Annotated in this window: 14 protein-coding genes; 7 read left to right on the forward strand and 7 right to left on the reverse strand. The window is 72.0% G+C overall.

The window, feature by feature from the left end; genetic code table 11:
• Positions 1-107 precede the first annotated feature (107 nt).
• Entirely contained in the window at positions 108-908 is an 801-nt protein-coding gene (locus tag ACIBCK_RS29420; protein ID WP_399395068.1) for an enoyl-CoA hydratase/isomerase family protein, read from the forward strand.
• Here the strand turns inward: ACIBCK_RS29420 and ACIBCK_RS29425 are convergent.
• The gene (locus ACIBCK_RS29425; protein ID WP_399395070.1) at positions 905-1,495 is read right to left on the reverse strand and encodes a DNA-3-methyladenine glycosylase I; all 591 of its coding nucleotides are present in this window, start codon (positions 1,493-1,495) and stop codon (positions 905-907) included. The genes ACIBCK_RS29420 and ACIBCK_RS29425 overlap by 4 nt on opposite strands.
• Entirely contained in the window at positions 1,492-1,896 is a 405-nt protein-coding gene (locus ACIBCK_RS29430) for a DivIVA domain-containing protein (RefSeq protein ID WP_399395072.1), read from the reverse strand. Before ACIBCK_RS29430 ends, ACIBCK_RS29425 begins: the two co-directional genes overlap by 4 nt.
• A 123-nt stretch (positions 1,897-2,019) precedes the next feature.
• Here ACIBCK_RS29430 and folP point away from each other — a divergent pair, with 123 nt between their 5' ends.
• The gene (gene folP, locus ACIBCK_RS29435; RefSeq protein WP_399395074.1) at positions 2,020-2,880 is read left to right on the forward strand and encodes a dihydropteroate synthase; all 861 of its coding nucleotides are present in this window, start codon (positions 2,020-2,022) and stop codon (positions 2,878-2,880) included.
• A 51-nt stretch (positions 2,881-2,931) separates the two neighbouring features.
• Here the strand turns inward: folP and ACIBCK_RS29440 are convergent, their stop codons facing one another.
• Positions 2,932-3,687, reverse strand: a complete 756-nt coding sequence (locus tag ACIBCK_RS29440) for a TIGR00730 family Rossman fold protein (RefSeq protein ID WP_399395075.1) — start codon at positions 3,685-3,687, stop codon at positions 2,932-2,934.
• Between the two features lie 105 nt (positions 3,688-3,792).
• Positions 3,793-4,884, reverse strand: coding sequence for a succinyl-diaminopimelate desuccinylase (gene dapE, locus ACIBCK_RS29445; protein WP_399395076.1), 1,092 nt, complete (start codon positions 4,882-4,884; stop codon positions 3,793-3,795).
• A gap of 62 nt (positions 4,885-4,946) precedes the next feature.
• Between dapE and ACIBCK_RS29450 the strand changes: the two genes are divergently transcribed.
• Together ACIBCK_RS29450 and ACIBCK_RS29455 are read left to right on the forward strand one after the other, a co-directional pair.
• Positions 4,947-5,870, forward strand: coding sequence for a heavy metal transporter (locus ACIBCK_RS29450; protein ID WP_399395078.1), 924 nt, complete (start codon positions 4,947-4,949; stop codon positions 5,868-5,870).
• A 302-nt stretch (positions 5,871-6,172) separates the two neighbouring features.
• Positions 6,173-6,643: an ATP-binding protein gene (locus tag ACIBCK_RS29455; RefSeq protein WP_399395080.1), complete on the forward strand. Its 471-nt coding sequence runs from the start codon at positions 6,173-6,175 to the stop codon at positions 6,641-6,643.
• A gap of 74 nt (positions 6,644-6,717) precedes the next feature.
• On the opposite strand, the gene ACIBCK_RS29460 is transcribed toward ACIBCK_RS29455, so the two are convergent.
• On the reverse strand, positions 6,718-7,698 hold the full coding sequence (locus tag ACIBCK_RS29460; protein ID WP_399395081.1) for an ArsR family transcriptional regulator: 981 nt from the start codon (positions 7,696-7,698) through the stop codon (positions 6,718-6,720).
• Positions 7,699-7,780: 82 nt separating this feature from the next.
• On the opposite strand from ACIBCK_RS29460, the gene ACIBCK_RS29465 reads away from it, so the two are divergent.
• A complete protein-coding gene (locus ACIBCK_RS29465) occupies positions 7,781-9,025 on the forward strand; it encodes an MFS transporter (RefSeq protein ID WP_399395082.1) in 1,245 nt (414 codons plus the stop codon).
• Here the strand turns inward: ACIBCK_RS29465 and ACIBCK_RS29470 are convergent.
• Together ACIBCK_RS29470 and fdxA are read right to left on the reverse strand one after the other, a co-directional pair.
• Positions 8,938-10,041 (reverse strand): bifunctional succinyldiaminopimelate transaminase/glutamate-prephenate aminotransferase, encoded by a 1,104-nt coding sequence (locus tag ACIBCK_RS29470; RefSeq protein WP_399395084.1) that lies wholly within the window; start codon positions 10,039-10,041, stop codon positions 8,938-8,940. The genes ACIBCK_RS29465 and ACIBCK_RS29470 overlap by 88 nt on opposite strands.
• Before the next feature lie 114 nt (positions 10,042-10,155).
• Positions 10,156-10,476 (reverse strand): ferredoxin, encoded by a 321-nt coding sequence (fdxA, locus tag ACIBCK_RS29475; protein WP_030573070.1) that lies wholly within the window; start codon positions 10,474-10,476, stop codon positions 10,156-10,158.
• Between the two features lie 143 nt (positions 10,477-10,619).
• Here fdxA and ACIBCK_RS29480 point away from each other — a divergent pair, with 143 nt between their 5' ends.
• Both ACIBCK_RS29480 and ACIBCK_RS29485 read left to right on the forward strand, forming a co-directional pair.
• Positions 10,620-11,639 carry a GNAT family N-acetyltransferase gene (locus ACIBCK_RS29480; RefSeq protein WP_399395086.1) on the forward strand — a complete coding sequence of 340 codons (1,020 nt, stop codon included), beginning with the start codon at positions 10,620-10,622 and terminating at the stop codon, positions 11,637-11,639.
• Positions 11,640-11,679: 40 nt separating this feature from the next.
• Positions 11,680-12,516 carry a tetratricopeptide repeat protein gene (locus ACIBCK_RS29485; protein ID WP_399395088.1) on the forward strand — a complete coding sequence of 279 codons (837 nt, stop codon included), beginning with the start codon at positions 11,680-11,682 and terminating at the stop codon, positions 12,514-12,516.

Below are 12,516 nucleotides of genomic sequence, written 5' to 3' on the forward strand. Positions count from 1 at the left end.
TCTTTGACGCAGGTCACATATCTCCCCTCATGCCGGAGCCCGATGATCTCCGTCATGCTGGGCCCGGACAAAGATGACCGGCGCAGGACCACTGGAGGGGATTCACCATGGCCGACACCGTGCTCTACGAGGTGAGCGACGGGCTCGCGACCATCACGCTCAACCGCCCCGAGGCGATGAACGCGATGAACATCGAGGCCAAGGTCGCTCTGCGAGAGGCGGTGCAGTCGGCCGGGTCGGACCCCGCGGTCCGTGCCGTCCTGCTCACCGCGACCGGGCGCGCCTTCTGTGTGGGACAGGACCTCAAAGAACACGTAGGTCTGCTCACGTCGGACCGCGCGGCGGGCACCGGACAGACGATGAGCACGGTGCGGGAGCACTACAACCCCATCCTGAGCGCCCTGACCGGGATGGCCAAGCCGGTCGTCGCGGGGGTCAACGGCGTCGCCGCCGGCGCCGGTTTCGGCTTCGCGCTCGCCGCCGACTACCGCATCGTCGCGGACACCGCGCGCTTCAACACGTCCTTCGCCGGGGTCGCGCTGACCGCCGACTCGGGCGTCTCCTGGACGCTGCAGCGCCTGATCGGTCCTGGCCGCGCCGCCGATCTCCTGCTCTTCCCGCGCAACATCAGCGCCCAGGACGCGTACGACCTGGGGATCGCCAACAAGGTCGTTCCGGAGGCCGAGTTGGCCGCCGAGGCCCAGAAGCTGGCCCGCACCCTCGCCCAGGGCCCCACCCTCGCCTACGGGGCGCTCAAGGAGTCGCTCGCCTACGCGGCGGGCCACACCCTGGAGGAGTCCCTGGCCAAGGAGGAGGAGCTTCAGGCGAAGGCGGGCGCGTCCGAGGACCACGCGATCGCCGTCCAGGCGTTCCTGGACAAGGCGAAGCCGAAGTACCTGGGCCGCTAGCGCCCCTGGGGGACGCGGATCACGCAATCCTCCAAGTGGTCGTTCACCAGGCCGCAGGCCTGCATCAGGGCGTAGGCCGTGGTGGGGCCGACGAATCGGATGCCGCGCTTCTTCAGGGCCTTGGACAGGGCCGTGGATTCGGGCGTGATCGCCGGTACGTCGGCCAGGGCGCTCGGGGCCTTGCGGGAGGCCGGGTCCGGGGCGTGCGACCAGATGAGCTCGTCGAGTTCACCGTCCGGCCAGTCGGCGAGCACGCGCGCGTTGGCGAGGGTCGCGTCGACCTTGGCGCGGTTGCGGATGATGCCGGGGTCGGCGAGGAGGCGCTCCCGGTCGGCGTCCGTGAACCGCGCGACCTCGGCGATCTTGAAGTCGGCGAAGGCGGCACGGAAGCCCTCGCGGCGGCGCAGGATCGTGATCCAGGAGAGGCCCGACTGGAAGGCCTCCAGGCAGAGCCGTTCGTACAGCGCGTCGTCCCCGTGGACCGGGCGGCCCCACTCCTCGTCGTGGTACGTCACGTAGTCCTCGGTCGAGAGGCCCCAGGGGCAGCGCAGTCTGCCGTCCGGGCCCGCCAGGGCGTCGCCGCTCATCGGCCGTCCTCCTCTTCGGCGGCGTCCTTCGGGGCCGGCTCGTCCTGGAGCGTGGCCGGGGCGTGCGTCTTGAGGAGGCCGGGGCCGCCGACCGCGGTGGCCTGGGCGCCGGCGAGTGCCGCCTCCAGCTCCGCGATGTGGGCGTCACGCTCGGCCAGTTCGGCGGCGAGGCGGCCGAGTACGTCGTCCACGTCCGCCATGCGATAGCCCCGCACGGTCAGCGGGAAGCGCACTGCCTCCACGTCCGCGCGGCGCAGGGCACGGTCCGGCGGCAGCGGGTCGACCAACCGCTCGGCCGCCACGTCGGGCAGCGCGGCGCGCTCACCTCCGCCCACCACGGCCAGGGTCACCGCGCCGACCACCACGACGAGGGCGATGACCAGGAACAAGAACAAGACCATCTCTTCGGCCCCCACGCTCGACTGCCGTGCTGAAACTGTCAGGGTCCGATCGTGCCATGCGCCTGTGACAGTTAAGGTCGCAGGCGGCCGGACCACGGCACCGACGAAGGAGGCTCACCGGGGATGCTCAGGCTTGGCAGGCGTGAATTCGGCGCGCACGAGCCGGTGATCATGGCGATCGTGAACCGGACCCCTGACTCCTTCTACGACCAGGGCGCCACGTTCCGCGACGAGCCCGCGCTGGCCCGCGTGGAGCAGGCGGTGGCGGAGGGCGCCGCCATCATCGACATCGGTGGGGTCAAGGCCGGTCCCGGCGACGAGGTGACGGCCGATGAGGAGGCGCGGCGGACGGTCGGCTTCGTCGCCGATGTGCGCAAGCGGTTCCCCGATGTCGTCATCAGCGTCGACACGTGGAGGCACGAGGTCGGCGAGGCGGTCTGCGAGGCCGGCGCCGACGTCCTGAACGACGCGTGGGGCGGGGTCGACCCCCGCCTCGCGGAGGTGGCGGCCCGCTACGGAGTCGGGCTGGTGTGCACGCACGCGGGTGGCGCCGAGCCGCGGACCCGCCCCCATCGGCTCACGTACGAGGACGTCATGGCCGACATCCTCTCGGTCACCCTCGGCCTCGCCGAGCGCGCGGTCGCGCTCGGGGTGCCGCGTGAGTCCGTGATGATCGATCCCGGGCACGACTTCGGGAAGAACACGCGGCATTCGCTGGAGGCGACGCGGCGGCTCGGGGAGATGGTGGAGACCGGCTGGCCCGTGCTCGTGTCCCTGTCCAACAAGGACTTCGTCGGCGAGACGCTCGACAAGCCGGTCAAGGAGCGCGTGCTGGGGACACTGGCCACGACCGCGGTGTCGGCGTGGCTGGGGGCTCAGGTGTACCGGGTGCACGAGGTCGCGGAGACCCGGCAGGTCCTCGACATGGTGACCACGATCGCCGGCCACCGGGAGCCCGCGGTGGCGCGTCGGGGGCTCGCCTAGCGGCCACCGGACGGGCCGGGTGCCCGCCCGGTGAGGCCGCCCGGCCTGGGCCTAGCGGCCGACTTCCTTCGTCACGAGGGAGACCGCCTCGTCCACGTCGTCCGTGACGTGGAAGAGGTGCAGGTCGTGTTCGGAGGCCTTGCCGCCCGCCACCACCGTGCCGCGCAGCCAGTCGACGAGTCCGCCCCAGTACTCCGATCCGAAGAGGACGATCGGGAAGCGGGTCACCTTGCGGGTCTGGACGAGGGTGAGGGCCTCGAAGAGCTCGTCCAGGGTGCCGAGGCCGCCGGGCAGGACCACGAAGCCCTGCGCGTACTTCACGAACATGGTCTTGCGCACGAAGAAGTAGCGGAAGTTCACGCCGATGTCGACGTGCTCGTTCAGGCCCTGCTCGAAGGGCAGCTCGATGCCGAGGCCCACGGAGACGCCCTTGGCCTCGCGCGCGCCCCTGTTGGCCGCCTCCATGGCGCCGGGACCGCCGCCGGTGATCACGGCGAAGCCCGCGTCGACGAGCGCCTTGCCGATGCGGACGCCCGCCTCGTACTCGAGCGATCCCGGAGGTGTGCGGGCCGATCCGAAGACGCTGATGGCGCTGGGGAGTTCGGCGAGCGCGCCGAAGCCTTCCACGAACTCGGACTGGATGCGCATGACCCGCCAGGGATCGGTGTGCACCCACTCCGACTCGCCCTCGGCGTCGGTGTCGAGGAGCCGCTGGTCGGTGGTGCCGGGGGTGATCTGCTCACGCCGCCGCACCACGGGCCCCAAGTGCTGCTCGTCCCGCGGGCCCTGCCCTTCTGGACTACCCATGAACGTCCCCTTCCACTGACGGTCCTGCTCGACGTGCTGGTGTGCTCGACGTGCTGCTTCAGCGTAGATCCACGGGCGTTACGGGCGACGGACCCTTGCGGGAAATCAGGATGTCAGCCAGGCACTCAGCCGCTTCTCGGCCTCCGGGATGAGGGAGGCCTTCACGCGCTCGTCGATCTTGTGGGCGAGCAGCGGGTTCCCCGGGCTGTAGTTCACGGCGGGCACGCCGAGCGCGCTGAAGCGGGAGACGTCCGTCCAGCCGAACTTGGGAAGGGCCTCGCCGCCGACCGCCGCCATGAAGGCCGCGGCTGCCGGGTGGTCGAGGCCGGGGCGCGCGCCGCCCGTGTGGTCGTCGACGACGAACTCGTCGATCTCGCAGTCGGCGAAGTAGTCGCGCACGAAGGCGAGTGCCTCGTCCTCGGAACGGTCCGGCGCGTAGCGGAAGTTGACGACGACGGTGCACTCGTCGGGGATGACGTTGGTGGCGACGCCGCCCTCGACGCGTACGGCGTTGAGGCCCTCGTGGTACTGGAGGCCGTCGACCACGGGCTTGCGCGGTTCGTACGCGGCGAGCTTCGCCAGGATCGGCGCGGCCTTGTGGATGGCGTTCGAGCCCATCCACGCGCGCGCGGAGTGCGCGCGCGTGCCGTTCGTCTTCAGGTGGACGCGCAGCGTGCCCTGGCAGCCGCCCTCGACCTGGTTGTCCGTCGGCTCCAGGAGGATCGCGAAGTCACCGGCGAGCCAGTCGGGGTGGGCGTCGGCGACATGGCCGAGGCCGTTCAGGTGGGCGGCGACCTCTTCGTTGTCGTAGAAGACGAAGGTGAGGTCGCGGTTCGGCTCGGTCACGGTCTGCGCGATGCGCAGCTGAATGGCGACGCCCGACTTCATGTCGCAGGTGCCGCAGCCCCACAGGACGCCGTCCTCGTCCAGGCGTGAGGGCACGTTGTCCGCGATCGGGACGGTGTCGATGTGCCCGGCGAGGATCACGCGCTCGGCCCGGCCCAGGTTCGTGCGCGCCACCACGTTGTTGCCGTGCCGGTCGACCGTGAGGTGCGGCAGACCGCGCAGGGCCGTCTCGATCGCGTCCGCGAGGGCTTTCTCCTGGCCGCTCGGCGACGGGAAATCGACCAGCTGGGCGGTGAGCGCGGCGGCGTCGAGCGTGAGGTCGAGCGACGTGTCGTGTGAGGTCTGGGCCATGGCTTCGACCCTAACGCCCCTCGGCGCACGGGCCTGTCGGTGGCCTCCAGTACCTTGGTCGCGTGCCTGAGCCCCCCACCCTCGTCCGGCGCGGCCGCCTCCTCCGTATCGGGGCCGCGGTCGCGGTCCTGCTCGCGCTCGTGGGCTATGTGATCGTCCAGTACGTCTTCGGCGGCAAGGCCGCGCCACGCTGTCAGGTCGTCTCGGGCAACGGCGACGGGGCGTCGTACGAATTCGAGGCCGAGCAGGCGCAGAACGCGGCGACGGTCGCCGCGGTGGGCACCTCGCGCGGCATGCCGGAGCGTGCGGTCACCATCGCCCTGGCGACGGCGCTCCAGGAGTCGGGCCTTCGCAACATCAGCCACGGTGACCGGGACTCGCTCGGCCTCTTCCAGCAGCGGCCATCGCAGGGCTGGGGCAACGAGAAACAGATCATGGACCCGGCGTACTCGGCGGCGCGTTTCTACGCCCACCTCAAGGACGTCCCGGGCTATTCACGGCTGCCCCTGACCGTCGCCGCACAGCGCGTCCAGCGCAGCGGCTACCCCCAGGCGTACGCGAAGCACGAGCCGGACGCCGCGCTGCTCGCCGCCGCGCTGACGGGCCGCGCACCCGCCACCCTCACCTGCGAGGGCCGCACGGCCGACGAGCCGGGCGACCCGGCGAAGGTGCGCGAGGCCCTGGTCCGCGACTTCGGCCGCGAGGTGACCCCGAAGGGCGGCAGTGGCGACACGGTCACCGTGCCGGTGAACGCCACGGCGGCAGGCGTCGAGGGCGGGGCCGAGCAGCGGGGCTGGGAGCTCGCGCACTGGGCGGTGGCCCAGGCGTCCACGCTCGGCATCGAGCGTGTCTCGTACGACGGCAGGGAGTGGAGCGCCGCGGATTCCGGGACGGAATGGCGCAAGCCGGGCAAGGCGGGCGAGGCCGATCGGCGCGCGGGCGCCGGGACGGGCACGGGCGACGTCCGAATTGTCATTGGGCAGTAGTACGGCAGGTCACCCGATCGAGTCACGCTGATCACGCACGGGCGATGCACCGCCCAGACTTTCGCGCACTCCTCCCCGCGCCCGCCGGACCCTTGCGAACACAGGGCATTGACGATTCAGCAGCCTTCCACCGACTGATCCTTTTGCCCGTTTTTATCCACAGCCGATTATGCGATGCATTGCCAATTCTTTGCGTTGGGCCACCGCAACCTTCGAGGGCTTCGAGCGGTAGTCACTGCGTCCGAGCGCCGGGCCCCATCCGGCCGGACACACCAACGTTCTCTCCCGTCTGAAGGAGCATCATGTCCCTCCCCCTGACCCGCCGGATCGCCCGCGCCGCGCTGCTCATCGCAGCGGGGGCGGCTCCCGTGGTCGGTGCGGCCGGCTCCGCAAGCGCCGCCGAACTCCCGGCCACCCCCAACCTGGGCGGTGTGTCCGCCGTGGACGGCGCCGGTCTGGGCAACACCGTCGACGGCGCGGCTCAGAACACCACCGGTCTCGCGGGTGAGTCCGGCAGCAAGGCCGTGAAGAAGGGCGTCCCGGCCGCGGGCAAGGTCGTCGGATCGGGCGCCAAGACCGCGACCCCCGTCGCCCAGAAGGCCGCGGGTGACCTCGCGGGCAGCGCCGGTGACGTGGTCGGCGACACCGCGGGCACGGCCACCAAGGGCGGCCTGCCGACCGACGCCGTCGGCGAGGGCCTGCCGACGGACACGGTCACCAAGGGCGGACTGCCCACCGACCAGCTGCCGGTCAAGAGCCTGCCGCTCGGCTGACCGCCGCGTACAACCGACGAGGGCCCGGAGCCGACTGGCTCCGGGCCCTCACCGCGCGTCGGCCGCCCCGCGCCTCACCCGCCGCGCTGCGCCTCGACGAGGACCTCCCCCGCCGCCGTACGGAAGTACAGCACCGACCGCCCCGTACGCCGTCCGCGCACGAGCCCCGCGTCCAGCAGCACCCGCAGATGGCGGCCCACCGAGCCGAGCCCCTGCCCCGTCAGCGTGACCAGCTGCGAGGTGCTCTTCGGCGTCGCGAGGAGCACCAGGACGCCCGCCCGCGCCGGACCCAGGAGCCTGCCGAGCGGCTCGGGCACCGCGGCCGACCGGTCCGCGTCGGCGAGCACCCCCGAGCACGGGTACACCAGCGCGTACCGGTCCGCCGCGCTCCACGACGCCCAGCCCTGCCGTGGCGTGACCGGCACGAAGAGGAGGCGCGCCCCGGAGATCTCGCGCGGCGGGTAGTCGTGGGTGTTGATCTGGAGCCTGCTCTCCCCCAGCCAGCGCATTCCCGGCCGCATGCCGTTCAGCGCCTCGGCCCAGCCGCCCTGGCTCAACTGGGCGGTGCGCGCGATGACATCGGCCTCGATGACCGTACGGATGTGGGGCCAGCGCGGCAGCACCGTCCGCGTCCACACCCACTCCAGGAGGCCCGCCATCCGGTCCGGGGCGCCGGGGCGCAGGAGCTCCGGAGGAAGCGGGCTTCCGTAGGACACCGTCAGGTGCGCTCGGGCGGTCGCGTCAGGGGTCTCGCGGATGTGCGCCACTTCTTCGGCGAAGGAGCATGCGCCGTCGCCGAGGGGGGTCGGCGTGAGGAAGTCCGCGATCCAGCGGGTCCGGTCGCCCAGCGCGGCCCGCACCAGCTGCGCGAGACCGGGCTCGGCGGCCAACCTCCGGCGGTAGGCGGGCAGATGGGCGTCGAGCCAGCCGCGCTCCCCCGGGTGCGTCGCCGTCCGGCGCGCCAGCGAGAAGAGGCTCGCCGTCGCCTCGGCCAGCGGTGACACGACGAAGCGGCTGTCCGCGAGCGTGTCCGCGTTGACCTGCCAACAGCCCATGCCGCAGCCCTTCCTCCGGGCACCTTTCGCCGCCGTGCGAAACATTAACCCTCGCGCACAAAGCCCCCGAAGACTCCTTCGCATGCGCACTTATCGCGAGCTGTTCCGTACTCCGGAGTTCACCCCGCTCTTCCTGACCGCCTCTTTCCTCGCGGCGGCACAGACGGTGAGCGGCCTGGCCCTGGGCACGCTGATCTACGACCGGACCGGCTCGCCGCTGCTCTCCTCGCTCGGCATGTTCGGCCCCGCGCTCGCCCAGGTCGTGGGCGCCGCCTGCCTGTTGTCGGCGGCCGACCGGCTGCCGCCGCGCGGTGCGACGGCGGGCATCACGCTGTTCTTCGCCCTGGCCACCGCGGCCCAGGCCGCCCCCGGGCTGCCGCTGTGGGCCGCCTTCGCGCTGCTCCTGGTGCTCGGGAGCCTGGCCGCGCTCGGCGGGGGCGTGCGGTACGGGCTGCTCAACGAGATCCTCTCCAGGGAGGGCTATCTCCTCGGCCGCTCCGTGATCAACATGTCGAACGGCACGATGCAGATCTGCGGCTACGCGCTCGGCGGCGTCCTGGTCACCGTGTTCTCGCCGCGCGGCACGCTGCTCGCCGGGGCGGCGCTCTATCTGGCCGCCGCGGTCGCCGCGCGCCTCGGGCTCACCCGCAGGGCACCACGCGCCGCCGGGCGCCCCTCGATCGGCGCGACCTGGCGTACGAACGCGCTGCTGTGGTCGTCCGCGCCGCGCCGCTCGGTCTATCTCGCGCTGTGGGTGCCCAACGGCCTGATCGTGGGCTGCGAGTCGCTCTATGTGCCGCTCGACCCCGAACGCGCGGGGCTCCTGTTCGCCTTCGCCGCGTTCGGGATGCTGGCGGGGGACGTGCTGACCGGGCGGTTCCTGTCGCGCCGGTGGCGGGAGCGGCTCGGCGCGCCGCTGCGGCTGTTGCTCGCCGTCCCGTACCTCTTCTTCGCGCTGCGCCCGGAGCTGCCCCTCGCGCTCACCGCGGTGACGCTCGCCTCGGTCGGGTTCTCGGCGAGCCTGCTGCTTCAGGAGCAGCTGATGGCCCTGACGCCGGACGAGTTGAGCGGGCACGCCCTTGGCCTGCACACGTCCGGGAATCTCACGATGCAGGGCGTGGGCGCCGCGCTCGCGGGCGGTGTCGCCCAGCTGACGTCGGCGCCGGCCGCCATGACCGTGCTCGCCATGGCGTCCGTCGCCGTCACGCTCGCCCTCGCTCCCGGGCTGCGGTCAGCGGCTCAGGCGAGCCGTTCCACCGCCGCGGCCACCCGCTCGTCCGACGCGGTGAGCGCGACGCGTACGAAGCGGTCGCCCGCCGGGCCGTAGAAGTCGCCGGGGGCCACGAGGATGCCCAGGCTCGCGAGGTGCCCGACGGTGTCCCAGCAGGACTCGTCGCGGGTCGCCCAGAGGTAGAGGCTCGCCTCGCTGTGCTCGATGCGGAAGCCGTGCTTCAGGAGGGCGTCGCGCAGGGCGGTGCGGCGCGCCGCGTACCGCTCGCGCTGTTCGTGGACGTGCTGGTCGTCCCCGAGCGCGGCGACGACCGCGGCCTGCGTCGGCGCGGACGTCATCATGCCGCCGTGCTTGCGGATCTGCAGCAGGGCGCCGAGGACCTCCGCGTCACCGGCGATGAACGCGGCACGGTAGCCCGCGAGGTTCGACCGCTTGGAGAGCGAGTGGACGGCGACGATCCCCTCGTACGAGCCACCGCACACGTCCGGGTGGAGCACCGAGACGGGCTCCGCCTCCCAGCCGAGCTCCAGGTAGCACTCGTCGCTGACGAGGAGCACGCCGTGCTCGCGCGCCCAGGCGACGGTGCGGGTCAGCTCGTCCTTGGACAGGACGCGACCGGTGGGGTTCGAGGGCGAGTTGAGCCACAGGAGCCTGAGGTTCGCCGGGTCGAGCTCCATCGGGTCGTCGTAACTGACGTACTCGGCGCGGGCCAGGCGCGCGCCCACCTCGTACGTCGGGTAGGCCAGGCGCGGGTAGGCGACGACGTCACCCGGGCCGAGGCCGAGCTGCGTCGGGAGCCAGGCGACCAGTTCCTTGGAGCCCACGACCGGGAGCACGTTGCGGTGCGTGACGTCGCGCGCGCCGAGGCGCCGCTCGCACCAGCCCGTGATCGCGTCACGCAGCTCGGGCGTGCCCCACACCGTCGGATAGCCCGGCGAGTCCGCCGCCGCGACCAGCGCTTTCTGGATCAGCTCCGGGACCGGGTCGACCGGGGTGCCCACCGACAGGTCGACGATGCCGCCGGGGTGGGCGGCGGCCGTGGCCTTGTACGGCTCGAGCTTGTCCCAGGGGAAGGCGGGAAGGCGGCCGGAGAGACCGGAGACTACGGACACGTGCTGACTCCCGTGCTGCGTGTACGCACTGCGGATACGTACGGGGTGGACAAATGCCTCGGTCCCGCACGGCGACTGTGCCGTACGGGACCGGGGCGGCGCTTCAAGCTGCCGTTACTGGTTCTGCGGCGGCAATGCGGCGATGAAGGCGTGGTCGCGCTCGATCAGGCCGAGCTTGCTGGCACCACCGGGCGATCCGAGCTCGTCGAAGAACTCGACGTTCGCCTTGTAGTAGTCCTTCCACTCTTCCGGAGTGTCGTCCTCGTAGAAGATCGCCTCGACCGGGCAGACCGGTTCGCAGGCTCCGCAGTCGACGCATTCGTCCGGGTGGATGTACAAGGACCGGGAGCCCTCGTAAATGCAGTCGACCGGGCACTCCTCGATGCACGCCTTGTCCTTGACGTCGACACAAGGCTGCGCGATGACGTAGGTCACGCTGTCGTTCCTCCTCGATACGGGCGTTGGCGGGCCGTCTTCAGGCTCCGCTCGCCTGGCGCGCGGGAGCGCGGCGTCGTCGATGCCCGCCTCTAGTATCTCCGTTCCCGGGCATGATCCGAACAGGAGGGGCGTACAGAGCTGTGGAATTCACTGCGGGCGGACGGCTCGAGGTCCGTATCAACCCTGCTGACGTGGGCAAACGAGTCTCGGTGCGCCGCCTCAACGACGGGTCGAGAACGGCTGACAAGTTCACTGACACGGTGGGTGTTCTCACATCGTGGAATGACGGTGTGGTACTGATCACACGGCGCGATGGTGAGCGTGTCCGGATCGCGGAGAGTGCGCTGGTCGCGGGCAAGGTCGTCCCCGCGGCCCCGGCCCGCAGGCGCGGCCCGGCGGCCTCCTACGCGGAGCTGGCGCGGGTCTCCGCGCGCGCCTGGCAGCCCGTGGAGAGCGAGCCGCTGGGCGAGTGGGAGCTGCGGGCGGCGGCCGGATTCACCCGGCGGGCCAACTCGGTGCTCCCGCTGGGCGATCCCGGACGTCCGCTGGACGAGGCCCTCGGCCACGTACGCCACTGGTACGAGGCGCGGGAGCTGCCCCCGTACATCCAGACCGCGACCGGAGCCGAAGGCACCCAGGAGCTGCTCTGCGCGGAGCTCGCGGAGCGGGGCTGGGAGCGCGAGGTGAGCGCCGAGCTCCACATCGGCGCTCTCGCGCCCCTCGGTGATCTGGACGCGCCCGGAACAGGTGCGGAACAGGTGCTTCTGTCGCGCTCCTTCGACGAGGCGTGGCTGCGGCGGTACAAGCGCTTCGGGGTCCCGGGGCCGCATGTGCTCAAGGTGCTGGCGGGCGGCCCCTCGGTGTGGTTCGCTTCCGTGCCCGGGGCCTCTCCGGACGCGGGGCCCGCCGCGATCGGGCGGTGCGTCGTGGACGGACGCTGGGCGGGATTCATGGCGGTCGAGGTGGATCCGGCGCACCGCAGGCGGGGACTGGCCACCGCGGTGATGGCCGCGCTGTCCCGGCAGGCGCTGGCCGAAGGCGCTTCGGCGGCGTGGCTGCAGGTCGAGGACGACAACGAGGGTGCGCGGGCGCTGTACGGCGGTCTTGGCTTCGCCGCGCACCACACGTACCACCACTATCGATACCCGTCGGCTCGGTAGCTTCTACCGGTCGGCTCGGTAAGTAAGGCACGAGGCACCCATGCACGAGGAGTCAAGGACCGCCGCGTCCCGACGGCGGTTCGCCGAGGAGGCCAGGTCCGAGCGGCCCGACCTCTCCCTGCTGTGCCTCCTGGTGAGCGCGGAGGCGGATCCGGAGCTCGGCGAGAACGACATCGACGCGGCGCAGATCGAGCTCGACCGGCTCGCCGGGCTGCTCCCCCACCGGCCCGGCGGTGCGCGGGAGTGGGCTGCCGCGCTCGCCGAACTCCTGGGCGCGCGGAGCGGGTTCATGGGAACGCCCGCCGACTACCAGCGCCTGGAGTCCTCGCTCCTGCACGAGGTCCTCGAACGCCGCCGCGGCCTTCCGATCCTGCTCTCGGTGGTGTGGATCGAGGTGGCGCGCCGGGCGGGCGCGCCCGTCTACGGCGTCGCGCTGCCCGGTCACTTCGTGGTCGGCTTCGGCGCCCGCGAGGAGCAGGTGCTCGTCGATCCGTTCACCGGCGGGCGGCTGCTGACGGGCGCCGACGCGGAGCTGCTCGTCGCCGGTTCGTCGGGCGGCACGGTGTCCGCATCGATGCTGACGCCCGCCGATCCGCTGAACATCGTGCTGCGCATCCTCAACAACATCCGCGCATGGGCCGCGGCCCGCCCCGAGCGCTCGGATGTCGCGCTCTGGGCGGTCGAGCTCTCCTTGCTGCTGCCCGCCCACCCGGCGCGACTGCGCTACGAGCGGGCCCAACTCCTCGTCCAGCGCGGTGACTTCCTCGCGGGCGCGGCGGAACTGGAGGAGTACGCCGACGTGGTGACGCCGGTGGAGCCGACCACGGCGGACCGGGTACGGGACCAGGCGCGGGCCGCGCGGGCCATGCTCAACTGA

Source organism: Streptomyces sp. NPDC051218, from assembly GCF_044455475.1.
Taxonomy (GTDB): domain Bacteria; phylum Actinomycetota; class Actinomycetes; order Streptomycetales; family Streptomycetaceae; genus Streptomyces.